The sequence below is a fragment of the Bacillus sp. B15-48 genome (assembly GCF_016879755.1).
Lineage (GTDB): Bacteria > Bacillota > Bacilli > Bacillales > Cytobacillaceae > Mesobacillus_B.
Genome location: NZ_WOFU01000003.1, coordinates 391,825 through 405,490 on the forward strand (window position 1 = coordinate 391,825; position 13,666 = coordinate 405,490).

11 protein-coding genes are annotated in these 13,666 nt (G+C 38.4%); 4 read left to right on the forward strand and 7 right to left on the reverse strand.

The genetic code is table 11. From position 1 onward, the window contains the following. Window positions 1–149 precede the first annotated feature (149 nt). Complete coding sequence (locus tag GNT69_RS12430; RefSeq protein ID WP_203555279.1) at window positions 150–977, reverse strand: alpha/beta fold hydrolase; 828 nt, start codon at window positions 975–977, stop codon at window positions 150–152. An 11-nt stretch (window positions 978–988) separates the two neighbouring features. Then, window positions 989–1,939: a VOC family protein gene (locus GNT69_RS12435; RefSeq protein ID WP_203555280.1), complete on the reverse strand. Its 951-nt coding sequence runs from the start codon at window positions 1,937–1,939 to the stop codon at window positions 989–991. A gap of 200 nt (window positions 1,940–2,139) precedes the next feature. Between GNT69_RS12435 and GNT69_RS12440 the strand changes: the two genes are divergently transcribed. Then, window positions 2,140–3,990: a V4R domain-containing protein gene (locus GNT69_RS12440; RefSeq protein WP_203555281.1), complete on the forward strand. Its 1,851-nt coding sequence runs from the start codon at window positions 2,140–2,142 to the stop codon at window positions 3,988–3,990. Between the two features lie 137 nt (window positions 3,991–4,127). Here the strand turns inward: GNT69_RS12440 and GNT69_RS12445 are convergent, their stop codons facing one another. The 5 genes from GNT69_RS12445 to GNT69_RS12465 all read right to left on the reverse strand — a co-directional run bounded on the left by GNT69_RS12445 (window position 4,128) and on the right by GNT69_RS12465 (window position 9,435). Continuing rightward, window positions 4,128–5,291: a homogentisate 1,2-dioxygenase gene (locus GNT69_RS12445; RefSeq protein ID WP_203555282.1), complete on the reverse strand. Its 1,164-nt coding sequence runs from the start codon at window positions 5,289–5,291 to the stop codon at window positions 4,128–4,130. 22 nt (window positions 5,292–5,313) lie between these two features. Next, entirely contained in the window at window positions 5,314–6,615 is a 1,302-nt protein-coding gene (gene fahA / locus GNT69_RS12450; protein ID WP_203555283.1) for a fumarylacetoacetase, read from the reverse strand. After that, a complete protein-coding gene (locus GNT69_RS12455) occupies window positions 6,615–7,565 on the reverse strand; it encodes a hypothetical protein (RefSeq protein ID WP_203555284.1) in 951 nt (316 codons plus the stop codon). The genes fahA and GNT69_RS12455 overlap by 1 nt, the downstream gene beginning before the upstream one ends. A gap of 126 nt (window positions 7,566–7,691) precedes the next feature. Then, window positions 7,692–7,997 (reverse strand): hypothetical protein, encoded by a 306-nt coding sequence (locus tag GNT69_RS12460; protein WP_203555285.1) that lies wholly within the window; start codon window positions 7,995–7,997, stop codon window positions 7,692–7,694. A gap of 370 nt (window positions 7,998–8,367) precedes the next feature. Further along, on the reverse strand, window positions 8,368–9,435 hold the full coding sequence (locus GNT69_RS12465) for an LLM class flavin-dependent oxidoreductase (RefSeq protein WP_203555286.1): 1,068 nt from the start codon (window positions 9,433–9,435) through the stop codon (window positions 8,368–8,370). A gap of 886 nt (window positions 9,436–10,321) precedes the next feature. On the opposite strand from GNT69_RS12465, the gene GNT69_RS12470 reads away from it, so the two are divergent. The 3 genes from GNT69_RS12470 (at window position 10,322) to GNT69_RS12480 (ending at window position 13,510) form a co-directional block, all read left to right on the forward strand. Further along, window positions 10,322–11,383 (forward strand): TRAP transporter substrate-binding protein, encoded by a 1,062-nt coding sequence (locus tag GNT69_RS12470; RefSeq protein WP_203555287.1) that lies wholly within the window; start codon window positions 10,322–10,324, stop codon window positions 11,381–11,383. Window positions 11,384–11,616: 233 nt separating this feature from the next. After that, entirely contained in the window at window positions 11,617–12,207 is a 591-nt protein-coding gene (locus tag GNT69_RS12475) for a TRAP transporter small permease (RefSeq protein ID WP_203555288.1), read from the forward strand. Beyond that, on the forward strand, window positions 12,197–13,510 hold the full coding sequence (locus tag GNT69_RS12480; protein ID WP_203555289.1) for a TRAP transporter large permease: 1,314 nt from the start codon (window positions 12,197–12,199) through the stop codon (window positions 13,508–13,510). The genes GNT69_RS12475 and GNT69_RS12480 overlap by 11 nt, the downstream gene beginning before the upstream one ends. The last annotated feature ends 156 nt before the right edge of the window (window positions 13,511–13,666 follow it).

The following is a 13,666-nucleotide window of genomic DNA, read 5'->3' on the forward strand; positions in this document are numbered from 1 at the left end:
TTTAGCTAGCCTAAATGTTTTTCATGAAGTTTCTTAAAATTCTTTTAAGGCCACTCAAAAAATGACTTAATAATAGTCGTCTTCCCAGTGACCTTAATTTATTTTTAGGACTCTGTTAACCTGAAATTAGTAATTAGTCTTCTAATGAACTAGAAGAAATCTCTTGCAGCTTTAATAAATTCTTCACGTTTTTCAACCTGTATCCAATGTCCACACTGTGTAAATAGACGAAGCTCCGCATTAGGTAAATGTTCCATCATACTAATGCTGCTCTCTTTCGGAACAAATCGGTCATTTAAACCTTGCAATAATAAAAATGGTTGTTTCATTTGACGTAGCGCATTTGGTGGGATTAAAATTTCACCGGGCATTGGGAACATGTTATGCAAATAAGAATGGCGAATCTCTTCACGTTGAATCGTTTCATAGCGAATTTTTAAAATATCTTCCAATGAATCTTGTATTGTTGCTGGATCATAAACAAACCATGTTGTTAAATTACGTAAGTTTTCGAATGTTGGATTTTTGTAGAATCCTACCATACGTTGAATTTCTGGTGTTGGCGGTGCCTCCCCACCAGCACTTCCCATTAGTAGCACCTTTTTTACTCGCGCAGGTGAGTGCATGACAATGTTTAGAGACACATAGCCACCCATTGAATTGCCAACGAGACTAAACTCGTGAATGTCTTTTTTATCTAATAGCTCCAATAGCTGATCAACACGGCATTGTGTCCATTCCCAAAATGTTTTTGGGCATCCCTCTGGATGTTTGGTATTTCCAAATCCGTACATATCAGGCGCAATCACATGATAGTCCTTGGCAAGATCCGGCAAAATATGCTGCCAATTACTAACGGAATTTGCTCCAGGACCAGACCCGTGCAGAAATACGATTACTTCCTCATTTTCTTGTCCAGCCTCACAGTAAAAAGTTTGAAACCGACCTGTCTCTAAAATCTCTGTTTGATAGCTCATTCTAATTCCTCCTATGCTTCCGTTGAATCTTGATTACCTGCTACTGCATCTTGCCCCCAATAAGTCATTCCTAAATCAATATCCTCAGCTGTCCATTTAATTGGCTCCCAATCTGGTTCAAAAATTAAGTAGCTATTAGAGAATAATTCTACCCGGTGACCACTTCCTGGATCCTTCACATATAAATAAACTGCTTGCGAAACTCCATGTTTACCAGGTCCGACAAATTTAAGACCTTCTTCACTTAAAATGTCTGCGGCACGTAAAATATCTTGTGCATTATCAAACCAGTAAGCCAAGTGGTGTAGACGGTTTGGGGTTTCAGCATTCGGCTCACTTACCACGGCTATATCATGAACTAACGGTGTAACACTTAACCAGCCTGCCATAACACCTGCGTCCCCTAAATCGACGTATTCACGCATTTTAAACCCTAAATTATCGATTAACCACTTATGGATTACAGCAGGATTTTGTGATGTCGCTAGATTCACGTGGTCAATCCGACGTGGTGAAGCGCCTTTTCGCCATGCTTTATACGTTTGGTTTTTTAGCACGGATTTACGGTCTTGATTTGGTTGCGTTTTTTCCATCTCATAATAAATCTCAAATGGATGCTCACTTGGTAACTTAAAGCGAATGGCTCTTCCTTGACCTGCTTCTTCACCAGCTTCAATCCACTTTACATCTGCACCTGCCTCCGTTAATAATTCAGCAAATTTCTCTACATCTTCAGGACGCTTTGTACGCCAACCAATGTGATCTACTTTTGACTTTTCCCCTTGTTTTAGCGACAATGTATGGTGCTCAAAGTCTCCCCACGCACGTAAATAATGGGTACCATTCACTACTTCCGTTTCTTCTAAACCCAAAACCTCTGAGAAGAACCATAATGACTTTTTTAAATCGGGTGTGATTAACGCAATATGACCTAATTTAGCGATTTCTGGTAACATTTTCATTTCTCCTTTGTGTAAGTTTTTATATTTACACATTTACTTTATTAAATTTTGACTATTCAGAAAACAAACTAACCTACTTAACTTGTAAACGTTTTCAGTACGATTCGTCTGGTTTTTTAACTTGTATGGTATTATAGTATAAGAGATGAATATTTTTATTTTTATGATAATTCCCATAATTAACAAAAGGGGGGGATCAGTTGAACCACTCTGTTATTTCTATCAATAGGACTACTTTTCATATAGAAAATGGAGAAGCAGACATCGATAACATATCGCTTGCTAAAGCTTTAAGTTTTCTAAAAGCAGATCTTATTGAAATAAATGGGATAAAAAAAGCAACGGAATTATTGTTCAATTATGGCTATCAATTAGGCGTTTCAGACGCTCAGCAACTGAGAGAGCAATATTTGGATATACAAGATCTCCTTAAACAAGGGCCTACTCTTCATTGTAAAAAAGGACATATAAAAGGTTCTGTTTTCGAAGGGTATATCGATTTTTATGATGACAAATCTGTTAAGACTGTTTATGGTACGGGAACGTGGTTACATTCTTACGAGGCAAATGTGCACCTGGATTATTTCGGACAAAGTGACACACCGGTTTGTCATACACTTATGGGTTATGCAACTGGCTATATGAGCACCATCTTTCAATTTGAAGTGAAGGTAGTGGAGAAAACGTGTGTAGCACGAGGAGATGAACACTGTACATGGGAGATTTATACGGTTAATCATTTACCTGATGAATCAAAGGCACACTCTGAAAATCAAGTCACTTTTGATTTAATTGAACTAGGAAATATTCAAAGTAAAATGACACAAGCGATTATAGATGGAGCAACAGTTGAAGATATTTTAAAAGAAGCTGAAAAAACCTTTGGCAGAACCTTTTTAATAGAAGATATATTTTATAATCTAGCTCATTCGACGAATAGACTAGAAAAGAATAGACAATTGATTGAACAGGATATGAGGGTTTATGACCAAAAGGAAAGAGAACAATTAGGTAGTTACTTTTTCGAAAAGCGTCAGCAACTTTCCTTTAAGAAAAAGGTTATTCAGTTAGATAACCATGTTCGTTTAACCAATACGATTGTAGTTAAAAATAAAGTGGTTGCCTATTTGTCAATGATCTCGATGCAAGCTAAAACATTCACATCCTATGACTATTTAATATTATCAAAAATGACAAACGTCATTTCTGTCCAACTTATGATGAATTCAATTTTAGTAAAATCACGAGCAGAGGATGAAGCAAAACTTATTAATGAAATTTTGCATCAACGTTTGAAGGATAAAAATCAGATTATATCTAGATCTCGCTACTTTGAAATTGATATTAACCAATTATATACCGTTGCTATTTTGAGGTGGAGTTCCAATATAAGTAAAATTGAAAAAGAAATTGAAAGCTTTATGCGAAATCACCTAAAGAACCAACGCACACTTATTGCAAATAAGGAACAGGAACTGGTTGTTTTGTTATTTCATCCTTCAAAGAACCATTCTTTGATTCAGAAAATTTTTTGTAATTTAAGAGAAGCATTAATCAAACAATTTCCTAAATATCCTGTTCAAATTGGGTACAGTGAAATTGGACATAGCATTTTGGAGGCCCATTCTCACTATAATGAGGCTGCGATTGCCCTAGTTTCTAGTCCGAACGCATCGATTACTGCATTCAAGGATATTAGTATTTTGTCCATTTTCATTAATGATTTAAATACTGAACATATTAAGCTACTTGCAAAAAATCGTTTTACAGGAATCTTTTCTTTAAAGGAACAAAAACGTAATGAGCTCTTAAAAACTCTATATATATATTTAAATAACAATTTAAAAATTGAAACAACGATGCGCTTATTAAACATTTCAAAAAGTGGACTTCTCTATCGACTAGAAAACTTGAAAGAGTATATGAATACTGATTTTAAGGATGTTAACGAGAATTTCCAAATCCTTCTTTTATTGAAAGCAATCGAAATTTATTCTAAGACAAACAATATTCAAAATAGTGATTTTTTAGTGGATTTTAGCGACAGTTAAAAGAGGAGAAGCATGGGGACGTACCTTATGCTTCCTTTTCTAAATATTCCAAAGAAGCGAAGGGTACGTCCCTTTGCTTCCCACTCCCCTCAAAATAGCTGGAGGGGTGGTCAGCCCTTCAAGGATGTTTTTGCTTTCTAGTTTTTGTCGATCCAACTATATTGATAATCTTGATCTTCAAAACGTTGAGCTTTTTCAACCACTTTTAATGGTCTGAAAGTATCGATCATCACTGCTAATTCAAGCGTTTCTTTCTTCCCGATGCTGTCTTCAATTTTTCCAGGATGCGGTCCATGTGGAATCCCTAACGGATGCAGCGTAATCGATTCTTCTTTGACCCCTTTACGGCTCATAAAGTTCCCTTCCACATAGTACAAGACTTCATCACTATCAACATTACTGTGATAGTAAGGCGCTGGAATCGCTTCTGGATGATAATCATACAGCCGCGGTACAAAGGAACAAATGACAAAATTATTTCCTTCAAACGTTTGGTGAACCGGAGGCGGCTGATGAATTCGGCCTGTAATCGGTTCGAAATCAGCGATATTAAAAATCCATGGATACAAATATCCATCCCAGCCTTCAACATCAAGCGGATGATGTTTAAAGTAATGGGCATGCAGCGCGCCTCTTGTTTTTGTCAGTACTTTAAAATCTCCTTCTTCTGTGTGCGTATTTAACGCTACTGGTCCACGGAAATCACGTTCACAGAATGGGCTATGCTCTAGGAACTGACCCATTTCATTGCGGTAGCGTTTTGGTGTCGTGATCCAGCTTGTTGTTTCGACCACAAGAAACTTAGAAGGTCCTTCATTTGGATTGACACGGTAAATCGTGCCGACTGGCATGACAATATAATCACCAGGTCTATATTTGAGCGTACCAAAGCTCGTTTCAACTTCTCCGGTACCATGGTGAACAAATAATAGTTCATCTCCATCGGCATTACGGTAGAAGTAATCCATTGATTTCGTTGGATTCGTTACCCCAATCGTTAAATCTTCATTTCCAAGGACATATTGCCTGTCCAATACTGCATCTTGCGGTTCTTGACTGACTGAATCGGTAAAGAAATGTCTTGGACGAAGCGCGCTTTGTTCCTCATAGCCTATTTCGGCTTCCCCAAGAAACTCGGACTTATAAAAAGCAGTTGGCGGATTATGGTGATATAGGATCGATTGAATGCCTGAGAATCCTTTCGTCCCCATCACTTGTTCGCGAAATAAAGAATCATCTTCTTTTCTAAATACAACATGTCTTTTCTTAGGGATTCTTCCCATTTGACGATAAAACGACATTTATTTACCCTCCCTTGAGAAGTTATTTTTGATTAGTAAGTACTTTTTTTGAAAATACTTCGTTGATGTCATGTGCAGGTAAAATTTTTCCTGCCACTTCGCCAAAGCCTACACGGTACCCTTCCCCTTGGCACCAGCCAGTCATGGTCAACTCATCGCCGTCTTCGAGCCATTCTCTTTGTTCATTTTCACCGAGAGAAATCGGCTCAGCTCCCCGCCAAGTCAACTCTAATAAACTACCGCGAGCATTCTTTTCTTCCCCGCTGATTGTACCGCTTCCCAGTAAATCCCCCGTATTTAAATCACAGCCGCCAATCGTATGATGCGCAACCATTTGCGCTGGGCTCCAATAGAGATAGCGGTGATTGCTTTTGCTAATCGTTTGACGTTCCTTTTGGTTTTCACCTTTTAAAAGAACTTCCAGTTCAATATCAAATGAACCTTCAGCTTCCTGGTCAAGATATGGAAGAGGCTTCGGCTCTTGTTTTGGCCCTGCCACTCGGAAAGGCTCTAATGCTTCCATCGGAACGATCCACGGTGCAATCGATGTTGAAAAGTTTTTTGCTAGGAAAGGTCCAAGCGGCACATATTCCCAAGCTTGAATATCACGAGCACTCCAGTCATTCAATAAAACCATTCCAAAGATATGTTCTTCGGCATTTTCAATCGTAATGGGATCTCCTAATTTATTTCCAGTCCCGATGATATAGCCCATTTCCAATTCAAAATCAAGCTGACGGCATGGACCAAAAATCGGAGCGTCTGCATCCTTTGGTTTCTGTTGTCCAACAGGACGTCTCACATCTGTACCACTAAGCACAACCGAACTCGCACGGCCATGATAACCAACAGGCAAATGAGTCCAGTTAGGCATTAACGCATTTTCTTTCCCACGGAACATAATTCCGACATTTGTGGCATGCTCTTTGGATGCATAGAAATCAGTATAGTCACCAATTTTAACCGGCAAGTGCATAGTGATTTCACTTTGTGGAATCAACGCATTTTTGCGAAGATCTTCGTTATCTTTTAACACCGGATTATCAGCAGAAAGAACCTCTTGCAGCTTTGTTCTGACAGCACTCCATGCTTCTTTGCCAAGTCCCATAAAGTCATTTAAATATGGGCGATAAAAAACAGATTCCCCCGTTTTTACGATCCCTTTAAAAAAGCCTTCGTTTTCTAAAACCGCCAAATCCAGAACGTACTCACCAATGGCCACGCCAACACGCGCTGCCCCATTTTGCTTTGTGCTAAAAATTCCATATGGCAAGTTTTGAATTGGAAAATGTGATTCAGGACTTACCTCGACAAATGATTTCATTACAATGTAACCCCCTGTTGTGTGATTAATTCTCTTAACTCATCCTTTGGCTCATCAAAACTGCAGCTGCCAAAAGAAAAAAGCGAAGTTTCTCTTACCTTCTTGATATCTTCTATGGAAAGCTTATAATTATTCCAAATAATTCCATTACTTGCAAATAGAAAACGGTTTGGGTCTTCCTCTTCAAGTATCTCTTTAATTCCGGCTGCATCTAGATTTTCAGTCAAGGCAAACATTCCAGATAGGAAAATGTTTAAAAAACCATGCATTTTCGTCTGTACTTCTTCACGATACATTCTTACTGGATGATGAAGTCCAGCTGTAAATTTCATCGCAAGCTTCCGATCACGGCATGACGCGATGACAAAAGCCACTTGATCTAGTGATGGAAACATTTCTGCTTTGATTCCGCCAGTGCGAAGTTTGACACCGATGGTTAGCGGATGTTTACGGTTATAGACTTCGATCGCATCAAGGGTACCAGTCACATGCGTCTTCCAATTGGAAATCAAGGAGACCTCACAAAATGCGCGTACATTAAAGGTCGCTGCGCCTTCGGCAATTTCGTTTAATAAATCTTCAGTAGGTACTTCTGGCGGCAGTGGAACTTCGAGCATATCTACATTCGCCTTGCCTGCATATTCCTTAATAAATGCAGCAATTTCCTTTACATCCTCTTGAAATTGACGTTTACATTCTTCTGCCGATTCGCTTTTTCTGCAGACAACAGAAAGTGTAAGCGGAATTTCTTCGGAAAATAAATCCATATGAGCTGTTACTTCTTTCAACAGCGTAACAGGCATAACGAATGGTCCTAACATCCATGCATCTTTGCCCTTTTTATATGTAGCAAAATTATTTATCGCTTCGTCCAATGGGAGTTTTGCAGGTGGAAAGAGACCGGCATAATCAATCAATTGATCTTGAAAGACAGTCAAACTGGTTTCCAAAACATTCCCTCCAATTCATCTCATTACTTGAATGCAAGAATAGTATTTTATTACTTATCCAGCACCCAGGTCTTCATAAATACAAAAGTAAGCATCGACCATAACCATTTTACTGAAAGAGTCCATTCACTTCCCGGCATATTCCATAACCCTCTTTATACGGCCCTCTTGCTGTTGCCAAAATTGTTCAAGGCGAGTCGTTAAACCGCCATGGCCAAATTTTACTTTTTTACTTGGTTGCTCATTGTTGTGAATATAGTGAACAAAAGATAGGATTGTTTTTCGTCTTTTAGTGATTTGCCTTAAGCCTCTTTGGTAAAACCAGACATCAATCACATTGAGTACTCCTCTATTGATCTGAAACTTTTCGTCACAAAACTGGGCAAATAGTAAATCCGGCATATTAAACAATTCCTCTGATTGTATTTCCACTTTGTAGAACACCTCCAATTGAAAGAATGGAAGATATTCATCTAACCATTGGAAATTTTTAAGTTTATCTCTCTCCATCAAGTGAAAACTATTTTATATCCTCGTTTAATGTGAGGTTGACGGCCATGGATGACTTCTCCACTTACTTACATTTACCGGATGCATGTACTAACATTCATTTTTTCGCCTTTGAAGACGACTTTCTTCATTATATATACTTGTTTCCTTCACTGTTATTATGTGAGGAACAGCTCTGACTCTTAAATACAATTCGGTGGAATCACTTCCATAATGACATCGCATTTTCCATCGCGATGTTAAAAGGTAGCCCTCCTCTTTTTAGAAGAGGGCTTTTCTTTCGATTAACTTCTTACGCATTCACTGTTTCGAATGCAGGGATTACTTTCTCTCCGAATAATTGAACTGATTTTTCTGCATGTTCAAAATCCATGCCGCCAAAGTTCATTTGTAAAGAGAATTGGTAAACGCCGAAGAATTCAGATAACTCTTTGAAACGCTCGATTACTGATTCTGGGTTTCCAATGGCAACACGCTTTTCTTTTATCACTCTTTCGTATGTCATTGCACGTAAAGTTTCAGCAATTTTATCATAGCCTTTGTACTGAGTGGATGTAGTAGAATCCCATGCAGTTGCAGACTCAAGGAATACGTTTACATAATGGTTCATGTAACCTTCACCAAGCTTAAGCGCTTCCTCTTCATCTTCACAAACAAGCGTGTGAACAGCCATTTGAATTTGATCCTTTTGAACTTTACCGTGTCCAGCTTTTTCATATGCTTCCTTATAAGCTTTAATGTTGGCACGTAGTTTATCGTAATCAGCTAAGTAAGGAACAACCATTAAGTTATGGCCATTTTCTCCAGCCCACTCAAAAGATTCCGGTGTTTGAATCGCTGCTACCCACGTAGGGATTTTCTTTTGTGTTGGACGTGGCAGAACTGAAACGTTTTCAAATTTATAGATTTCACCACTATGTGTTACTTTATCTTCTTGCCATAATCTGCGAATGACATCTAAGCTTTCACGGTAGCGTTGGTTACTTTCTGCCATCGGAACACCAAAAGTATTAAATTCATGTGGCAAGAAAGCACGAGCGAAACCAACCTCTGCTCTTCCGCCACTAATCGCATCTAACATTGTTAACTCATGTGCTAGTTTAACAGGATGTGTAAATGCTGGAAGTACACAGCCAGTGATTAAACGCAAGTTCTTTGTGCGCTGTGAAGCAGCTGCAAGGTAAATGCTTGGGTTTGAAGAATAACCGCCATAAGCTTGCTCGTAGTGCTCAACAATTCTTGTATGATGATAGCCTAATTTATCCGCTTGTTCAGTAAGATCAAGCGCCTCACGGTAATACTCTTGACCTGATTTATCCTCCGGATGTACGTCTGGGAAAAATGAAATTCCAAATTGCATATTCAACATCTCCTTAAAATATATTATTTTTTGATTCACCAAGTGAACTGTTTGACTCATTTCGTAAATTCATTATAAAACGTTTACACTATAAAAACAATAAGAATGTTTCAAAAATTAATAATAGTTAAACGCCATAAATATAGCAATATAAAGTTTAACATGTATTCTAATCGGAAAAACCCTGGTAAATTTAGCATACAGAATAAGACACGACCACTCCATTTTTTATTAATATAGTAAAAAACAGGAATATATATATTTATTTCCGTAATAGAGTGGAAAATAGTGTAAATTACAGCTATAATTTGTCTCGCACTACAGTCTTTTTGGAAAATTCTATTACAGAAGGCATGTGTCCTGCTCTAAATGCCTAGTTCCAACAGGGATGTAGTCTGACCTGTAGAGATGGTTCGAAAGTCAAGTAGAATTCCGAACCGATAGATTTTTTAGTTTAGTCAGAAAATTTTTAAAAGTATATTGAAATCTAATTGATCATAGATTATTATTTAATCATACGTTTTGAAGATAATGACTAGCCTGCTAAAAAAGGGGTCTAATCCATAAGTTTCTCATTCTAGTAGTCAAGAACCATTCTCTAATCCCTAGATTGATAGGAAACCTTTTTTGATGGCCTATTTCCAACAGGGATCATACGGAGTGGTTTTTTATTTTATTAAAAAAATTACCTAGGTAAGAAAGGTGGGAAAAGAATATAGTGAAATTTCAAAATTTTTAGTATAATCAAAGCCTATAAAGCTTTGGCTCTTGAGATTGTTTAACATTTACGTCGATCGTTTCCTCGTGCAGCTTTTTATCCATCAATGACGATTCATTCTAAGAATAAAAGTGAGGATTACAGAAAAAGAAAGTGGGGATGAACAATATGAAAAACAAACAAAAAAGAAAAGGAATGTGGTTTGCAGCTATTTTAGTATTATTGCTAACGATGACTGCATGCAGCGGCGGATCTGCCGAAGTTTCTAACGGTGGTCAAGGGGGATCACACTCATTCATTAGCTCCCATCACTTGCCAGGTAGCCATCCTTTCCAAACAGAGGTACTAGAGGTTCTATTTGCTGATCTTGAGGAGCAAACCGATGGCAGAATTTCTTCTGATATTTATCCTGCCGCGTCATTAGGTGCACCTGGGTCTCAGTATGATATGGCTGTTACCGGCGAAGTGGATATTGCTGTGAGCGTACATGGCCATACACCCGGAAGATTTCCGCTTGTATCAGTGATTGAATTACCATTCTTTGCAACTTCTGCCGAAAATGGTTCTGAAATTTTATATACATTGTATGATGAGTTTCCTGAATTTCAAGATGAACATGGGGATACATATCCATTAACGATTTTCACGGCCGAACCAGCACAAATCTTTACTGCGAAAGATCCGATTGAAAGCCCTGAAGATTTAAGAGGAAAGCGTGTTCGCTCTCCTTCTCCATTAGCGAATCAAATGCTTGAGGAGCTAGGAGCAAGTCCAGTTTCGATTCCAATGGGGGATGTTTTTGATGCTCTACAAAAAGGAGTCATCGATGCTGCAATCGCTCCATACGAGGTGCTACACAGCTTTAATTTATCCGAAGTAGTGAACTATGTGACCGTAGTAGACCTATCTGCTACTCCATTCTACTTTACAATGAATCAAGGAACATACGATAGCTTATCAAATGAAGATAAAGAACTTCTGAATCGTTTTTCTGGATTAGAGCTAGCTAAAAAATCTGGACAAGCCTTTGATGTTTCTGGTGAAGTAGGTGTTCAAAAAGCCCAAGAAGAGGGAATTGAATTTATCGAACTTTCAGACGAAGCAAAAGGTGCTTGGCTAAGTGCATTGGCGCCGATTACACAAGCATGGATTGATGATATGGAAGCAGCAGGTTACCCTGCCCAGCAAATATATGATCGTGCTGCCGAAATAAAGAATGAATTAAATTAAGTTCCACTTATTTTAATGAAAGTACCTCCTGTTATTTAGCTTCTTAGATAACAGGCAGGTACTGTTTTCAAGCTAAAGGGGTTTTTATCCCGCCATCATTGGCAGTAAGACCCCTACCTCAAGATTACGTGTAAGCATGGAAGCTAGGTAGGAGATTAACTGAAAGTCGAAGGCCCAATTCGTTTAAGGGCTCGCAGGTCTTCTTATTGGACTAATCTTCATTGGGGGAGCTGATGGAAGTTTCGCTTTTTTTTACGTCTAATTTCCAATATATCCACAGTGTAAATCTTACAATCCACATGATTGAAAAAATAGTTTGGTTAGGCGGTGATATTATGGAGAAAGTGGTGTTGTTATTAAGCAAGGGCCTGCATGCTATTGCCCAGGTGATCCTTTTAGCCATGACAGTGATCATTACCTTTGATATCCTAGGCAGATGGTTATTTAATTTACCAATTAAGGGTACCTTTGATTTTACTCAAATAGGGTTATCTATGGTGATCTTTTTAGGCATTGCCTACACGCATGCCGTCAATGAGCATATCACCATCGACTTTATTATGGATAAATTTCCCAAGAGAGTCCAAATGCTATTTAATAGTCTCGTTAATTTTGTCATTACGGGCTTGCTAGGTCTGCTCACATGGAATTTATGGGGAAATGCGCAGCGACTGCTACAATCGAATACTGTAACTGGAGACTTAGGGTTGCCTGTATACATATTTGCCATCATTGCTACGATTGGAACAGCCGTTTTTGCGTTAACTGCATTATTGAAAGCAGTACTCTATTTGCAGAAGGTAGGTAATAAAGATGAGTCCTGAAATGATTGGAGTACTAGGAATAGTTATACTATTAGTATTATTCGTATTAAAAGTTCCAATCGGTATTTCATTATTAATGGTTGGATTTATAGGCATTGGCTGGATCAGAAACTGGGATGTTGCGCTCATCCAATTAGGGAGAACGCCTTTTGATACAGCTAGTTCCTATAACCTTAGTGTTATCCCTTTGTTTATCTTAATGGGAATGATTTTATCTTATTGCGGGCTAGGCAGTGATTTGTATCGAGCTGTAGACAAATGGATCGGCCATTTGCGTGGCGGACTTGCGATGGCTACGATTGGAACGGCTTCCGTCTTTTCTGCTATTTCTGGTTCAGTTAACGCTACAACGGCAACGGTTGCTAGAATTACCTTACCAGAAATGGAGAAATATAAATATCACCCTAAATTATCAACGGCTTGTGTTGCTGCTGGTGGTACATTAGGGGTTCTCATTCCACCAAGTGTCACCCTTATTTTTTACGGGGTATTGACTGGAGACAATATCGGTCGATTACTTATTGGTGGGATTGGACCTGGAGTGTTACAAGTTCTTTTATTTATGATTACCATTTATTTGTGGATACGCCTTGATCCTTCTTTGGCTCCTGCAGCGGATCAATTAAAAAAGGCTTCTTTTACGGAAAGAGTACATTCATTAAAAAGCGTTTGGCCGATTATGCTGCTATTTTCAATTAGTATTGGCGGTATCTATCTTGGAATATTTACACCTACTGAATCTGCTGGCGTTGGGGCATTTGGTGCATTGATTTTTGCGCTGATCACTAGACGCCTAGATTTTAAGAAACTTCGAAAGGCTTTAGATGACTCTGTTCGTTTGACTGCAATGATTTTCCTTATTGTTATCGGTGCTACACTGTTTAGTCAGTTTTTATCAATCAGTAGAATCCCTGTAAAAATTACTGCTTTCGTCGGTCAACTTGATTTAAATCCTTATATTATTTTAGGTCTCATTCTTTTAGTACTGCTGATCTTAGGATTATTTCTCGAAGGTCTATCTATCTTTGTGCTCACATTGCCGATTATTCACCCGATTATTACTTCATTAGGCTTTGATGGAGTTTGGTTCGGTGTCATTATGGTCATGATCATTAATATCGGCTTATTAACACCTCCATTAGGACTAAGCTGCTTCATTATCAAAGGAGTCGCCAAAGATGTTCCTTTAGAAACCATTTTTAAAGGAGTCATACCTATGGTAATTGCTATGGTGATCTCTATTATTATTGTGATTATTTTCCCTCAAATTGTTACGAGCCTGCCAGATTTGATGAAACAATAAATTTGAAGTGTGAAGCATGGGGACGTACCGAGACTGGTTGAAGCATGGGGACGTACCTTATGCTTCCTTTTCTAAATAGACCATTAGCTTCCCCCTTGAAATAAAAATATTCCAAAGAAGCGAAGGGTACGTCCCTATGCTTCCCCCCACACAAAA

Coding starts and splice junctions, on each gene's coding strand:
- GNT69_RS12430 (WP_203555279.1), bottom strand. CDS start 977: ATGAGCTATCAAACAGAGATTTTAGAGACAGGTCGGTTTCAAACTTTT.
- GNT69_RS12435 (WP_203555280.1), bottom strand. CDS start 1,939: ATGAAAATGTTACCAGAAATCGCTAAATTAGGTCATATTGCGTTAATC.
- GNT69_RS12445 (WP_203555282.1), bottom strand. CDS start 5,291: ATGTCGTTTTATCGTCAAATGGGAAGAATCCCTAAGAAAAGACATGTT.
- fahA (WP_203555283.1), bottom strand. CDS start 6,615: ATGAAATCATTTGTCGAGGTAAGTCCTGAATCACATTTTCCAATTCAA.
- GNT69_RS12465 (WP_203555286.1), bottom strand. CDS start 9,435: ATGCAATTTGGAATTTCATTTTTCCCAGACGTACATCCGGAGGATAAA.
- GNT69_RS12470 (WP_203555287.1), top strand. CDS start 10,322: ATGAAAAACAAACAAAAAAGAAAAGGAATGTGGTTTGCAGCTATTTTA.
- GNT69_RS12475 (WP_203555288.1), top strand. CDS start 11,617: ATGGAAGTTTCGCTTTTTTTTACGTCTAATTTCCAATATATCCACAGT.
- GNT69_RS12480 (WP_203555289.1), top strand. CDS start 12,197: ATGAGTCCTGAAATGATTGGAGTACTAGGAATAGTTATACTATTAGTA.